This is a genomic window from Halomonas sp. BMC6, assembly GCF_964204995.1.
In the GTDB taxonomy this organism is placed as follows: Bacteria; Pseudomonadota; Gammaproteobacteria; order Pseudomonadales; family Halomonadaceae; genus Vreelandella.
Genome location: NZ_CAXNSH010000001.1, coordinates 3,095,183 through 3,109,488 on the forward strand (window position 1 = coordinate 3,095,183; position 14,306 = coordinate 3,109,488).

A 14,306-nucleotide genomic window follows, 5' to 3' on the forward strand; every position below is an offset into this window, starting at 1 on the left:
ACTACCTCCTTCGCTTGTGGTGAGCCTGGAGCGTATCAGCATGTCTGAGCAATGGGCAGGCTGGAGAAACGTACAGGGTAATGATGTCCTACCCTTAACCTGCGGTTCGCGCTACGATTAGGGGAACCAAGGGGATTAGAATGAGCTTGCTTAAACCCATAGCGGCTATCGCCGCCCTCTCTCTAGTATCGCTTTACTTCCTCGGGCAAATGGCTGCCAGCGAGAATGCCGATGCGACCGATAAGCCTAGACCCAATATTCCGTTTGAGGTCACCAAGGACGAGTCGGATCCCTACAAGCGCAGCATTGAGGTTTCGCTACCTGAGCGCTTGACTGAGCAGCAATTGGCCGAGATCGCCGCCTTTCTTTACCAGGATAGAGAAGGCAGCACATTCATTGGGTACCAGATAGATGGCGACAGTGATTATGGTTACTGGGCCACGACCAACTACACACCAGACCTCAGCGTCAGGGTGATAGGAACTGCTTCGGAGCTTGAAACAGATATGGAAAGCCAATCAGTAAGCGCGGACACTGGAGAGATTTCTCGTGACGAATATGGCGAGAACTGGCCATTCACAGTCGACAGAGGTCGATTGGAGTGCTGGCGTGGGCCTGCTGCAGTTTTCGTTGCCGATGGAACCGTTTATCAATTAAATGGCGTGGCGAAGCAGATGGGGCATGCGCCAATTGACCCAATATGGCGAGACAATCCCGCAATACCTGGCACCAAGATAAGCCTGGGACCGGTGATTCAAAGAGCTCTGAAGCTCTGCAACTAAACACCAAATAACCATAACCCGCTCCGGCGGGTTTTCTTTTATCTAAGCCTCGGCAACCGCTGGGGCTTTTTTGTGCCCGGAGTTTAGCCATGGCGTACCAGAGTCGACTGGAATTGGTAGTTGATAGCCGCTCTGGGGAGCGAAACCTTCGATCATTTGAGCGTGAGCTTAACAGGGCTGAAGGCGCAGGCGATCGGCTAACTGATGGATTGGGCGCAATGAAGATTGCGCTAGGCGCAGTAGGTGCAGTTGCGGGTGGTTTTAGCGTCGGTAGGCTTGTAAGTGAAACCGCTGCATTTGAGCAAAGCCTTCTGGGTCTGCAAGTTGTGTCGGGGGCGACGGCCTCGCAGTTGAAACAGCTTGAAGAGCAATCTCGCTCACTAGGAGCCACCAGCATTTTTTCGGCTAAACAGGCCTCAGATGCTCAAAACTTCCTGGCCATGGCTGGCTTTAGTGTCAATGAAGTGCTCGAGGCTACCCCGGGTCTTTTGGAGCTTGCAGCGGCTGGCAGCATGGATTTAGCAAGCGCAGCTGACCTAGCCTCGAACGTGCTGGGCGGAATGCAACTGCAGGTTTCGGAGCTAGGCCGAGTCAATGACGTACTTGCTGCGGCGGCCGCTGGCTCAAATACCAATATTAGGCAGCTTGGTGAGGCTATGTCTTATGCCGCGCCTATTGCTGCCACTGCTGGGATTTCTATTGAGGAAACAGCCGCAGCTATTGGCGTTCTCTCTGACGCTGGCTTGCAAGCATCTCGCGCTGGTACTGGGCTGTTGGGATTGGTGCGTCAGCTGTCAAACATAACGCCTCAAGCCACTGAAGCTTTGGCAAGCTACGGTCTAACCGCCAAGGACGTTAACATCGAGCAAAACGGGCTTTTGGACGTATTGCTTAAGCTTCAAGAAGCCAATATCAATACTAAAGACTCCTTTGAGGTGTTCGGATCTGAAGCTGGAGTTGCTGCCAACATCCTAGCGGCGGGTGCGATTCGAGTTAATGAGTTCACTGGCGAGCTTGAGCTAGCTGAGGGAACGGCGCGCCGAGCCGCCCTAGTCCTTGGCTCTGGGCTTGAGGGTGCCATGAAATCGTTCGGCTCTGCTGTCGGAGAATCTACGCTACAGCTTGGCCGTGATAGCGGAATGAGCGCAGCGCTCCAAGATGTCATCAACACAGCGACCGGCGTTATCAGTGTTTACAACGGAATGCTGCCGTTATTCCAAGAAGCAAACGACCTCACAGATGATCAAGCGCGCAACCTTGAGCGCATTGCCGGAACGCTAGCGGCTACAGCCGGAGCCGTCGGCGCGCTGACTGGTGCCTATGTAGGTCTAACCGCTGCAACATGGGCGGCTAACGCAGCACAAGTAGCGCTAATGCGTGTTATGCGAGCCAATCCAATTATCCTGGCTGCAAGCGCAGTAACGGCCCTGAGTGGCGCTTTATACACGGCCAGAAATGCAACGGTAGAGTTTGGTGATACCCAGGCAAGTGTAAGCGACTGGCTTCAAGCGACTTGGCAAGTGAATGCCGAGGTGATTCAAAGCACCACTGGGTCCGCTGTTGATTATGTCATCGCCGCGTTTAGCTCTATCTCTGACCCGGTGTCAGCTGTTGCGTCTTACACCTGGGAAACCTTCAAGGCGCTGATGGGAAACCTCGGCACCATTACGCAGACCACAATCAATGCTGTGGTCGGCTACTTCAGCACCATCGTTGATGTGGTCGGCATTGTCACGCGCACCATGCAGACGCTGTTCAGCAATGCGTTCGATAACATCCTGAGTGTTGCAAGCGGCTTTTGGCAGTCAGTTCAGGCGGTATTTAGCGGAGACCTAACTTTTAGCGCCTTCAATGCCGCGGTTGAAAACCTTAAAAGCGGCTTTGTTGACACTATGGCGGGCGCTGCCGATGAAATTGGCGTCGCATTCCGCGACAACATGAGTCGCGATTATCTTGGCGAGACATTCGATGCTATCGGTAGTGGCGCCCAGTTCCTAGCCGACGACTTCTCTGCCCTTGGTGAACGTATCTCAGAAGCCGCTTTCATCGCGAGCATGTCCAGAAATGGTTTTGGCGTTGTTGCCGAGGGTTTTGATGAAGGTCAAGGCTCGGCGCAAACTCTGCAGGCAGAGTTAGATGAGCTGATGGATAGGCTTAATAACACTGGCGAAGCGACAGACAAGCTCACCAAGGCGCAACGAGAAGCGCAGCGGGAAGCCGAGCAATTTGAGCGCACCCTCCAATCCCTCACCGACCGCTTATTCCCCGTAGAGGCTGCACAGCGCACCTATCGGGAAGAGCAAGCCGCCCTCACCCGCGCATGGAACGAAGGGACCATTACCGCCGATCGCTACACCGAGGCCATGCTGCGCCTGGAGCGTGCCCAGCTCAGCACGCAAACGGCAGCCGGTGCTTACGGTAGCGGCCAGGGCTTTGGCTCCGAGATCGGCAGCCGTGGCGGCGTGGGCGCGCCGACTGACCCGCTGGCGGGTATTGGCGGCAACCAAGATCAAGACTACTGGCAGAAGTGGCTCGACAGCGCCGAAACTGCTCTTACCGACTTCGACCAACTCGCCGCGAATACCGCCGAGAATTTCCAGCGCGGGTTCGGCAATGCGTTCGAGTCGATGGTGTTTGACTCGGAGAGCACAGGTGATGCGGTTCGTAACATGTTCCAAGGCATTGCCCGAACCTTGGTCAACACCCTAGGCCAAATGGCTGCGCAATGGCTGGCTTATCAGACCGTGCAGCTTGCCATGGGCAAATCCTCGGAGGCGGCGGCGATAGGCTCAGCCGTAGCCACGGGCTCATCCATTGCAGCTGCTTATGCACCGGCGGCGGCGGCCGCCTCCCTTGCGTCATTTGGCGCAAACTCAGCGCCTGCGATGGCGGGAATGTCTGCCACATACGGATTGAGCAGCACGCTAGCCTTAACGGGCTTTTCGGACGGCGGCTATACCGGCCCTGGTGGCAAATACGACCCGGCGGGCATTGTCCACGCGGGCGAGTTTGTCGTGCGCAAAGAAATGGTCGAGCGCCCTGGCGTGCTGGCGATGCTTGAAGGGTTGAACCGAGGCTATGCCAATGGCGGGTATGTTGGTTCTTCGCCCGCGGCGAGTGATAGGCTTGACAATTATCGCTCTGGCTCAATGAGAGAGGGAAGCCAGCCTGCTCTTGTGATCGAAAAGGCCGGCAACCACTACTCATTCCAAGGCAAGCCAGACAAGCAGACGATCAAGCTGATCGAGCAGGCCGAGGAGCGGGCATATCAACGAGTTCTCAGGGATGCTCGGAGAAATCTGGACATTAGACAAACGCTAGGCGTCTAAGGCCAGCTACCCCTTCTCAGCCCAGATTGCTTTCAGCTCGCTATCAAATGGCAAGACATTGCCTTCGAGGATGGCCTTGAATTTCTCTTTCGCCTTATCAATAGCTAGGCGACGAAGCTCTTCCCTGGAATCAATGTCGTTGGGTAATTCGACCGTCACGCTTACTTGCTCTGGGCGTTGCCCAAAGATGATCTTGGCTAGCAGCATGCCATCCTCATAAGACTGTTCAATTTCCAGCATCAGGCGCTCCTTATTCACGTTATCTAATCTGCATGGCGTTAATTCGCCGTGCGGTTAAGGAATATTAGCATGCAAGAGTGGCCCGGTGAGATTATCCCAAGCTCTATGAGCTGGAATATCGTCTCTAACAATTTCGCGTTCACGTCCCCCTTCACCAACTCCCAGCAGATTGCTGGGCACCCTGGTGGATATTGGGAGTGCAGCATCGACTTGCCCCTGCTTGATCAACAGCAAGCTAGGCTCATGTCCTCCTTCATCCACTCGCTTCACGGCATGATGGGAACGTTCCGGCTGTATCCATGGAATCGGCGCCCTGCCCCTGCAGCCGGGATTGGTGTCGTTGATGGTGGAGGTCAAGCAGGCGGACAGCTAGTAACACGCGACTGGACGCCGAGCAAAACCGTCTTGCGCCGAGGTGATTACATCACGGTCAGTGGGCAACTACTGGAGGTGCTAGAAGATGTGACGAGCAACGCCGAGGGGCAAGCAGTAATAACCATAGCCCCTTGGCTTCGCGTACCGCCCGCTAACGGCACGCCGATCAACTACCAAGCGCCCTATGCCGTGATGCGACTTACCGAGGAAGGTGCCGAAAGCTCCTATCAAGGCATAATTGGCAGCGCATCGCTTTCATGTCGGGAGGCGTTCTAATGATCAACTTCCCTTTTTCGGATTCCGTTATTGACCTCATGTCACGACCCACCGTCCGCATCACCTATGCGGGCGAGCTCGACTTCAAGGAGGGTGTCGCTCGTTTTCACACAGGGACCGGGCCGCTAGTGATCAACGGACAAACATACGAGGGCGTGGGCCAATTTGGCGATGTTGAGAGCGTCCCGGAGCAGCTCAATAGCTCATCACCCATGTCGGTAACGTTGACGCTGTCAGGGATTGATGCCCAGGTTATGCGCGATACCCTGCAAGACCGATGCCGTGGTCGGCCTGGACGCCTGATGCTGGTGGCTTATGACGAGGACGGCAGTTATGCGGCTGATATTCTTTTCAGCGGGACCATGGATGCGGCAAGTATGAGCTACGGCGGGAATCAAGGCGAAAACGCGATTAGCGTGGAGCTGACGGATCGTATGGTGGACTGGCGGCGCGGCGGCACTGAGCGCTGGACGGACGAGAACCATCGGGCCCGGCGCCAAGGTGATCGATTCTTCTCGGTGGTGGCTCAGCTTGCAGAGTGGCCTATCTATTGGGGTGGCGCCAAAAACGCCCCTCCCTTCAAATATTCGGATTGATTTATGCGATACCGCGATTGGGCAACACGACTACACCAAGAAATTCAGGCCGCTTCCGAGCGGCCTTTTTTGTGGGGTGAATTTGATTGCTGCCTATTCGCCGCGGATTGCTGTGTGGCGGTTTGCGGCATCGACCCTGCTGCTGACTATCGCGGCCGTTACACCACCGAAACCGGCGCTAAGCGCGTGCTTCGTAGCACGCATGGCAGTCTTGAGAGTGCATGGGATGCCTGTTTTAAGCGCGTGCCGGTTGCGATGCGTCAGCGAGGCGATGTGGTGTTGTTTACGTCCGAGTTCGGACGCTGCGTCGGCGTAGTGTGGGCGGGCTCGATATGGGCGGCTACGAATGATGGTGTTAGCCGCGTGACGGCGGATCCCGAGGTTTGCTGGAGAGTCGATAATGTCAAAGGCGGTTAAGTCAGTCACGAGAGCAGTAACCGGTGTTTTTGATGCCGTTTTAAAGCCTGTTCAGAAGGTCATCGGCAAGCTATTTGGCGTGCCTGATCTGCCAAGTGGCGGCGCTGGTAATTCGGCTAGCGAGCTAAAGCAGATTATTCGCAGTTCTAAAGAGCCGGCTCGCTATGTTTTTGGTCACATTGGGGTTGGCGGGCTGCAGCTGTGGGCGCAAGAGGAAGATGGCGATCAAACTGAAGGTGAGGAGCTTTATCAGGTATTTGCGATTAGCGAGGGCGAATTGCAAAGCCTCGATAACGTATACCTTGACCAATCACCGATTGGCGAAGCAGGCGACCGGGCAAGCTATGCACTACTAAAGTCGCCGACAATAGCCGACCCTTATCTGCTGGCGAATTCCCCCGGCTGGCAGAGCAGCATGATTGGGCGCGGGCTTTCGGCTGCGCGCCTGACCCTACGCTACGACCCTGACTATTTTAGCTCTGGGCTGCCCACTCCCCTTTTTGAGGTGCATGGACGAAATGATATTTACGATCCTCGCACCGAAACAAGTGGCTATAGCGATAACGTGGCATTGGTTACGCTTTGGTATATCCGTAATCGGCTAGACGTGCCCGATGATGAGATTCTATGGGAGTCGTTCATCGAAGCGGCGAACATTTGCGATGAGGTCATTACAAACCCAGACGGCAGCACCGAGCGGCGCTACACCATGGCAGGCGGCTTCAAAGCCGATGAGCGCAAGGATCGGGTTTTAGCAGACTTGGAGATGGCCTGCTCGGGCACCCTGCTGCGCATTGGCGGTAAGTTTGGTCTTCTCGTGGGGGCTTATTACGGCCCCTTCGACTTCGCCATTGATGAGGATATGGTGATTGGCCCTGTTTCCGGCCAAACCGAAGTGAGTCGTGCCGATGCCGTTAACACAATGCGCGGGAAATTCGTTGACCCCGAGCAGCGCTGGGCAGAGACCGACTACCCCAGTGTCGCTGTCCAAGACTGGGTGATCGAAGATGGCGGGCCGATCGAGGATAGTCTCGACCTACGCTTTGTTACCTCTGCCTATCAAGCGCAGAGATTGGCAAATATCGCACTCCGGCGTAAGCGTGCTGGCGGCACGCTCAGTATTCCGCTCAACTTTCGGGGCTATGCTTGTCGCCCGGGGCGTGTTGTTCGTGTCAACCTTCCCTCGCTCAATATCGATGGCGAGTTCCGTGTCGTAAATTGGGAGTTTAGTGGCACAGAGGGCTGCATTGTTACGCTGGAACAGGAAGACCCGGCAATTTACGACGACGCCGTAGGTCAGCCCTACAACCCGTTTGGATTTATCCAGCTACCCACGGGCGGCATAGGCTCCCCCACTGGCCTGCAGTACATCATTCAGACCGTTGGCGAAGTGATTCAAGGGAGGCTGATCTGGAACCCCGTAGACGCCGCGCTGCACTACAACGTGGTGATCAAGCGCGACGGTTCAGCGGTGCAGTCTGCCCAGGTGCCCGCAGGCGTGGAGCGCTGCGATGTAGGCGGGCTGGAAGCGGGAAGCTACACCGCCGAAGTGCGCGCGCGTGGGCGGTTGGGGCAGTCCGGCCCGACGGTGGTGTCGTTTGCCATCAACGTACCGCCGATGCCGGAAAGCGTCGGTATCTCTGCCGCGAACGATAGCATCACCCTAACGCCACGCCTCAGCGGCAGCTATGGCCGGGTAGAGTTCGAGTTCCGCTGGAGCGCTACACAGCTACCGCTCAGCCAGGTGGCCGCGAGCGCTGAGTATCTGAGCATCGGTGCCAGCTACACGCACACCGGGCTCACCTGGGGCACCGATTACCACTACTACGTGCGCAGCGTAAACGCCTACGGGGCGAGCCCCTGGCTCTACGTGCCCGCCTCTACCACCGCTGACATTGAGCAGATCCTGCAAGGGCTAACAGGCGAGATCCGCGAAAGTGCATTAGACCAAGCCCTCCAACAGCGTATCGACAAGATCGACGGCCCTGCATCGCTAGAGGGCAGCGTTGCCCAGCAGGTGGCCCAAGAAGCCGCTATCCGCGCCCAAGGCCTCAACGCCGAGGCCCAGGCACGGGCCGAGGGGTTAGCCGCTGAAGCCCAGGCGCGGGCTAATGCATTGGACGCGGAGGCATCCGACCGTGCCGACGCGATTGCCGCCGAAGCGCAGGCGCGTACGCAAGAGATTGCGGACGAAGCCGCCGCCCGCGCAGCGGCAATTACCGCCGAGCAGCAGGCGCGGATTGATGCGTTAGACCAAGAGCGTAGCGAGCGGATTGATTCATTCGCTGCCGAAGCCCAAGCCCGGGCGGACGCTATCGCGGCAGAGACGCAGAACCGCACGGTCGCTATTACCCAGCTCAGCGACACGGTAGAAACCGAGTTCGACCTGTTAGGCCTGGAGCTCAACGCGATTGCGGCGGCGTACGACGCCACGGCGGCATCGATCTACACGATGACGCAGATCCGCATCAACGACGCGGAAGTGGTGGCCACTCAGATAAATCAGCTAAGTGGGCGAGTAGACGACAACGAATCGCTGATACTGGACGAACGGCAGATCCGCACCGATCAGTACAGCAGCCTAGCCACCCAAGTAGGCATCCTCTCAGCGCGGCTAGACGCCCGCCCGTCGCTGAACAGCGGCTTTGAACCGGGGGCGGATTTTGATGCGTGGAGCGCGACTAGCGGCAACGCCATTAGCGCCGTCACCAGCGGTGTATACAGCGGGCTGCAATCCGCGTTGGTCACCTCGACCACCAGCAGCGCGAACCCTAACACCGGCGGCGTGCGTCGCATCATCGCCCCGGAAACCGCTGCCGAGTTTGCAGGTCACGAGATCCGCTTAGCGATTTACGCCAAGCAGCCCGCCACCGGCGCGGCGGCGGAGTTCGCGCTGGCGTATCAGGTCGCTGGGCAGTCGGTGCAGTGGCAGCGGTTTACGCCGTCCGCTGAGTGGGCGTTCTACGATGTAGTTATCGACGTGCCCGAGGGCACCGGCGGCGCTCAGCACGCCGTGGCGATTTGGGGTAGCACCGCTGGGGGCGGCGCGGGCGTGGAAGTGGACCGCCTGTTAGTGACGTTCGCGGAGACGGACATTCCCGAAGTCACGGCCGCTATCGAGCAGATACAGCAAGCGCTGGTCGATCAGCAGCAGGCCGTGGCGCAAGAGCTAGTCGGGTTTGAAGCGCAGCTGAACAGTAACGCCGCTGCCATCCAGCAGGAAACTACCGCCCGTACCACCGCCACGGATGCGCTGGCAGAGGATGTGCAAACCCTACAGGCCAGCACTCAGCAGAACGCTGCAGCCATTGTGGCCGAGCGTGAGGCGTGGACAACGGAAACCGAGGCCCTCGCCCAAGAGCTGGTACAGCAAACCGCCCGGATTGAAGGAGGTGAAGCCACGCTCGAAGAACTGCAGCAGGTCTCTGCTAGTGAGGATGAATACCTGGCATCGCTGCAGCGCGTGATGATGGCGGCTGAGGGCGTTAACGCGGCGTCGTATCAGTACACCGTACAAACCCGCGTGACCCAGTGGGAAGCTCAGACGGTGGTGAATGAGCAGCTACTGGCTCAGATCGGGGATGCCAACGCCGCAATTGAGCGGGAAGCCCTGGTGCGTGCCAACGAAAACGAAGCGTTAGCACAGCTCATTGAAGAGCAGGCCGCGAACTTCACGGATAACACCGCTGCACTTCAAAGCGAAGCGACGGCACGGGCGGACGCCGACGAGGCCCTTGGGCAGCGGATTGATAGCGTCGTGGCGGCTAGCAACAGTAATACCGCGTCGATTCAAAACGAGGCCATCGCCCGGGCTAACGCGGTGGATGCGCTCACGTCGCAGATCAACACGGCGCAAAGCAAAGCCAACAGCAACGCCGCGCTGATTCAAAACGAGGCAAATACCCGTGCCAGTGCTGACCAAGCATTGACTCAGCAGGTCAGCACTGCGATTAGCAAAGCGGACGACAACACCGCCGCGATTCAAGACGAAGCGACGACCCGGGCAAGTGCCGACAGCTCGCTCAGCCAGCGGATTAACGCGGTTACCGCTACCGCCAACGGCAACACGGCCGCGATTCAAGAGGAGGCAACCACCCGCGCTAACGCGGATAGCGCGCTCTCTAACCGCGTTGATAACGTGGTGGCCACGGCGAACGGCAACACGGCGGCGATTCAGAGCGAGGCCATGACCCGCGCTAACGCGGATAGCGCGCTGAGCAACCTGATTCAGTCCGTTAACAGTTCATTAGGCAGCGACATCGCCGCCGTGAACACGCTGATCGAAACCGCTATTGCCGGGGAATCGGTGGTTAAAAACGGGCTGTTCAGCACCGGCACGTTCGCGGGCTGGGAGCTTGTCTGGTCGGAAATGCAGATTACCGAGCGGAATCTCAACAGCGGTTCCAACGCTGTGAAAACGATGCCCGCCCGTTATTCCGCTCGATTCCCGAATACCGGGCACACCGACTTGCAGCGGTTGCGCAGCGAGTACATGCCGGTGGTGGCGGGCGACGTGTACACGCTGATGATCGACTACGCCACGGCCGGGGCGTCCAGCAATGCGACATTCCGGTTTTATGTAGGCTGGAGCGGGGAGGGGCTGAGCGAGCAGTGGGACTACGTCACGATCTCTACGACGAGTACATCGTGGGCCAAGAGCGAGCCGTTTACCGTGGTTGCACCGCAAGGCGCGACGCAGGCGCGGGTGTTGATTCGCCGGGAAGCCGGCGGCAACGGTGACCTCTACGTGACCAACATTCGCGGCTATCGCATTGACGACGCGATGGCCAAGCGGATTGACGAACTGGTGGTCACGGCAGGAAACAACACCGCCGCTATCCAAAGCGAAGCCACGACCCGCGCTAATGCAGTCAGCTCGCTGACTTCCCAGATCAACACCGCTCAGAGTAAAGCGGACAGCAACAGCGCGGCTATTCAAAGCGAGGCCACAACACGGGCGAACGCTGTTTCATCGCTAGCGCAGCAGATCAACACCGTTCAAGCGGAGTTTAATGACGAGCTGTCGAGTGTTCAGCAGGCTACCCAATCGCAGTACAACCAGACCACCCAACGGCTCGAAGCGATGTGGACGCTGCGCATCGACAATGGCGGTCGGGTGTCGGGCTTTGGGTTAGCCGATGACGGCGAAGAAAGCCTGCTGGGTTTCCGTGCCGATCGCATTTACTTCGCACATCCCGATAGCAACGACGCCGCTTACCCTATGATTTTGGACGGCGGCTCGGTGGTGATGAACGACGCGCTGATCAAGCAGCTGCTATTCACCAAGCTACGCAGCAGCGACGGATCGCTGGTGTTCCAAAACGGCAAGCTGCAAGCGACGTACATCGCCGCCGATCAGCTCAGCGTGAATTGGGCACAGATTCAGAACGTCACCATTCGCGGAGCAGATATAGAGAGTGGCGCGATCACGAACGCCAAGCTGGGCATTGCGTCGGTCGACACGCTGCAGCTTGCGGGTAACGCGGTCACGTTGCGCACGTCAACCGCCGCTAGCAGCCTGCTGACAATCACGGGCTCATGGGCGCCGATTCTCGCAGATTCGATCAATGCCAGAGGGGCCAACGTCATCGTCGATCTGTCGCTTGGTGTGACATCGGGCGAATTAGGGGGGATAGAAATTCGCCGGAATGGGCAGGTGGTCGTGTCCCGCCCCGGTGGCACGAAAACCCTCTCTATCACGGCTCACGTCGGCAGCGAGAGCTCCGGCCAGTCCACGTACAGCGTCTACGTCTATGCCGTAGGCGGTAATGCAACCATCACAGGTCGGACCCTCGGCCTCGATACCTCTTTCAGGTGATATATGGATGACATCATAGAGCATCGCTATGCCGTCGCTGAACCCAGCGGGCGTATCGCATGGGTCTCTAAAGGCCCATATCTCTACGTCGCGTGCGATGACACCGTGCGCGACGACACCCACTACGTCGACGTGGCCACAGGTGAGATTCAGCCCAAACGCCCGCTTGAAATGCACCAGGGTATTGAGGCGCTGAAAGTCACGCTGGCGGGCCTGCCCGCTGGCCTTACCGTGGCCACCAACGGCATGGATACCGTGACCGACGGCACCCCCCTAGTGATCACGTACGACCTACCCGGCACGTATGAGATCCGGTTAAGCGGCCACATCGAGTACCTGGACCGCGTCGAGGAGGTGACCGTTGACGACGCTTAACGCGCACACGTTCGCTAGCCGCGACGATGCCGAAGCGCACTACCTGGCGTTGATCGACAACGCTGCGGCGGCGGCGCGTCACATCGACCCGACCTTGGCAGAGGTGTACCGGGAAAAGCTGACAGAGGCCAAGGCAGGTGGCGGGCCTTTACTCAAAGCCGAAGCCAAGGCACTAGGGACTGATGCCGACACCGTACGCAACGCCGTACTGCGCAACCACCACCGCTGGCAGCAGCACATCAACCGCATCGAGCTAGCCCGCATCACCGCCAAAGCGGCGGTGCGCAACGCGGCGACCGCCGCCGCCATGCACCGCATCTACCACGAATTTAAGGAGGCGCTATGAGCGCAGAGCAGGATTTAGCCAACGCCAACGTGCAGATCGCCAACCTCATTAGCGAGGTAACGCGGTTCCGCGACGCAGCGATGGGCCTCAATGCCATTTACTCGACGATCACCGAAGGGCGGCAGGCCGTTGCTGACGGCAAATATTTTAGTGTGCCTGGTGGCGGCGCTTATATGCGCCTGTACCGTCGCCAGGGCAGTAGCGCTGAACTGATTGCTGAGTTTCCTGATCGTGCCCAGGTGCAGAGTTTGGTTGATACATTGGGTGGGCGCGGGGTGGTGGGCGGCTCTGGGGCTTTGATGGCACAGGGTGCGTTTGGGTTAGGTTTGGCAAACCAAACCCATGAAAATACATCATTTGGGGAAGCTTTTTCGACATCATCACCCAGTCAGTTTTTTAATTTCGCTAATTCTGATTTTTCAGAAATCGGCCTTTCCGATAACAGCTATGGGGGTGTTTTAGTTAATCGTGGCACGAGGCCGCTTGCCTTACTTTTCCCAAACAGCCCGCGCCTCTTTATGTCTCACAGAAATTCCAGTGAGTGGAGTCCTGCGACAGAATTTATAACAACAGGTAATATGGTGGGGGCTGTCTCTCAGTCTGGCGGCGCACCTACTGGGGCGGTTATTGAGCGGGGAAGTAATGCTAACGGGGAGTACACGAAGTTTGCGGATGGTACGGTAATCATGTCCACTATAGCTAATGAAGTTACTCTGGACGCAAATAGCACCAGCAGCCCTACGTTAGACCTACCCACCGTCACCTTATCGACATACGAAAGCGGCTTTACTTACGCCCAAAACGCATCAGGGTCATCGGTAATTACCAGTGAAGGGCGAGCACGGTGCGAATCTAACCTAACCGCAACAGTGCGGCTTAGAAATCACATCTCTACCGCAAGTACTTCCGGTATTATCGTAACTCACATCGGACGCTGGTATTAAGGAGAACAATATGAAACTAACACTAAATTTATCACCAGTCCGTAGTGACGAAGAAACCGCCGCCTCGCTCTCAAGTACGGTACTAACCGTCAACGGCGTAGACTACGATTTGTCTGAGCTGCCTGATGGCGCAACCGCACAACACCCCGTTCTGGGCACTATAAAGCGCAACGACAACGAGTACGAATGTACAATCCGCTTGGGCCACGGGGGTAACGCGCCGTACGAAACGCGATTCCCCGCGCCCATCGTGCTGGAAAACCACTACGGACCGATTGAGCTACCGCTATATGACGTAGTGCCCGAAATTGAGCAGGAGCCGACAGAATGAGCTGGTTACAAGACGCCGAAGTCACGCTGCCCAAAACCGACGCCGAGCTTTTAGCAGAGGCCCAGGCGGCCAAAATCCGCGAGATCAACGACGCCTACACTGCCGAAGCGGAGCCGTTGATCCGCGAATATCCCGAGGTCGAGCAGCAGTCGTGGACAGAGCAGAACCGCGAGGCACGGGCCTACCTTGAGTGGCACGCAGCCCCGCAAGGCGATGCCCCGGCAACTCCAGTGCTGGATAACATTCTGCTAGGGCGTAATGGCGACGATGGCACTGAGACGCTGGCTGAGTTGTGCGAAGCGGTGGTGATCAAAGCTAATCAGTTCACATTGTTCCAGCAGTTGACGGGGAAGCGGCATCGGCTGGTTAAAGCGGTGCGGGCGGCTGAAACGGAGGAAGCGGCGAACGCTATCGAGTGGTAGGGCGTTAACGCGCAAACGCACACGGGCCGCTTTGAGCGGTTTTTTTGTGCCTGAA

General features: G+C 57.7%; 12 protein-coding genes. 11 read left to right on the forward strand and 1 reads right to left on the reverse strand.

Going from position 1 to position 14,306, the window contains the following annotated elements:
* Positions 1-140 precede the first annotated feature (140 nt).
* Positions 141-782 carry a DUF2511 domain-containing protein gene (locus tag AB6K10_RS15160; protein ID WP_339119207.1) on the forward strand — a complete coding sequence of 214 codons (642 nt, stop codon included), beginning with the start codon at positions 141-143 and terminating at the stop codon, positions 780-782.
* A 218-nt stretch (positions 783-1,000) separates the two neighbouring features.
* Positions 1,001-4,111 carry a phage tail tape measure protein gene (locus AB6K10_RS15165; RefSeq protein WP_339119208.1) on the forward strand — a complete coding sequence of 1,037 codons (3,111 nt, stop codon included), beginning with the start codon at positions 1,001-1,003 and terminating at the stop codon, positions 4,109-4,111.
* Positions 4,112-4,117: 6 nt separating this feature from the next.
* Here the strand turns inward: AB6K10_RS15165 and AB6K10_RS15170 are convergent, their stop codons facing one another.
* Positions 4,118-4,351: a hypothetical protein gene (locus tag AB6K10_RS15170; RefSeq protein WP_159342372.1), complete on the reverse strand. Its 234-nt coding sequence runs from the start codon at positions 4,349-4,351 to the stop codon at positions 4,118-4,120.
* A gap of 69 nt (positions 4,352-4,420) precedes the next feature.
* Between AB6K10_RS15170 and AB6K10_RS15175 the strand changes: the two genes are divergently transcribed.
* The 9 genes from AB6K10_RS15175 to AB6K10_RS15215 are packed head-to-tail and all read left to right on the forward strand — an operon-like array spanning position 4,421 to position 14,251.
* Positions 4,421-5,002, forward strand: a complete 582-nt coding sequence (locus tag AB6K10_RS15175) for a hypothetical protein (protein WP_339119209.1) — start codon at positions 4,421-4,423, stop codon at positions 5,000-5,002.
* The gene (locus AB6K10_RS15180; protein WP_339119210.1) at positions 5,002-5,598 is read left to right on the forward strand and encodes a hypothetical protein; all 597 of its coding nucleotides are present in this window, start codon (positions 5,002-5,004) and stop codon (positions 5,596-5,598) included. The genes AB6K10_RS15175 and AB6K10_RS15180 overlap by 1 nt, the downstream gene beginning before the upstream one ends.
* 3 nt (positions 5,599-5,601) lie before the next feature.
* Positions 5,602-6,015: a hypothetical protein gene (locus AB6K10_RS15185; RefSeq protein WP_339119211.1), complete on the forward strand. Its 414-nt coding sequence runs from the start codon at positions 5,602-5,604 to the stop codon at positions 6,013-6,015.
* Entirely contained in the window at positions 5,999-11,833 is a 5,835-nt protein-coding gene (locus AB6K10_RS15190) for a DUF1983 domain-containing protein (protein WP_339119212.1), read from the forward strand. The genes AB6K10_RS15185 and AB6K10_RS15190 overlap by 17 nt, the downstream gene beginning before the upstream one ends.
* 3 nt (positions 11,834-11,836) lie before the next feature.
* Positions 11,837-12,208: a hypothetical protein gene (locus AB6K10_RS15195; RefSeq protein ID WP_339119213.1), complete on the forward strand. Its 372-nt coding sequence runs from the start codon at positions 11,837-11,839 to the stop codon at positions 12,206-12,208.
* A complete protein-coding gene (locus AB6K10_RS15200) occupies positions 12,195-12,554 on the forward strand; it encodes a hypothetical protein (RefSeq protein ID WP_339119214.1) in 360 nt (119 codons plus the stop codon). Before AB6K10_RS15195 ends, AB6K10_RS15200 begins: the two co-directional genes overlap by 14 nt.
* Entirely contained in the window at positions 12,551-13,498 is a 948-nt protein-coding gene (locus AB6K10_RS15205) for a hypothetical protein (RefSeq protein ID WP_339119215.1), read from the forward strand. The genes AB6K10_RS15200 and AB6K10_RS15205 overlap by 4 nt, the downstream gene beginning before the upstream one ends.
* Before the next feature lie 10 nt (positions 13,499-13,508).
* Entirely contained in the window at positions 13,509-13,829 is a 321-nt protein-coding gene (locus tag AB6K10_RS15210) for a hypothetical protein (RefSeq protein WP_339119216.1), read from the forward strand.
* On the forward strand, positions 13,826-14,251 hold the full coding sequence (locus AB6K10_RS15215; RefSeq protein WP_339119217.1) for a hypothetical protein: 426 nt from the start codon (positions 13,826-13,828) through the stop codon (positions 14,249-14,251). The genes AB6K10_RS15210 and AB6K10_RS15215 overlap by 4 nt, the downstream gene beginning before the upstream one ends.
* The last annotated feature ends 55 nt before the right edge of the window (positions 14,252-14,306 follow it).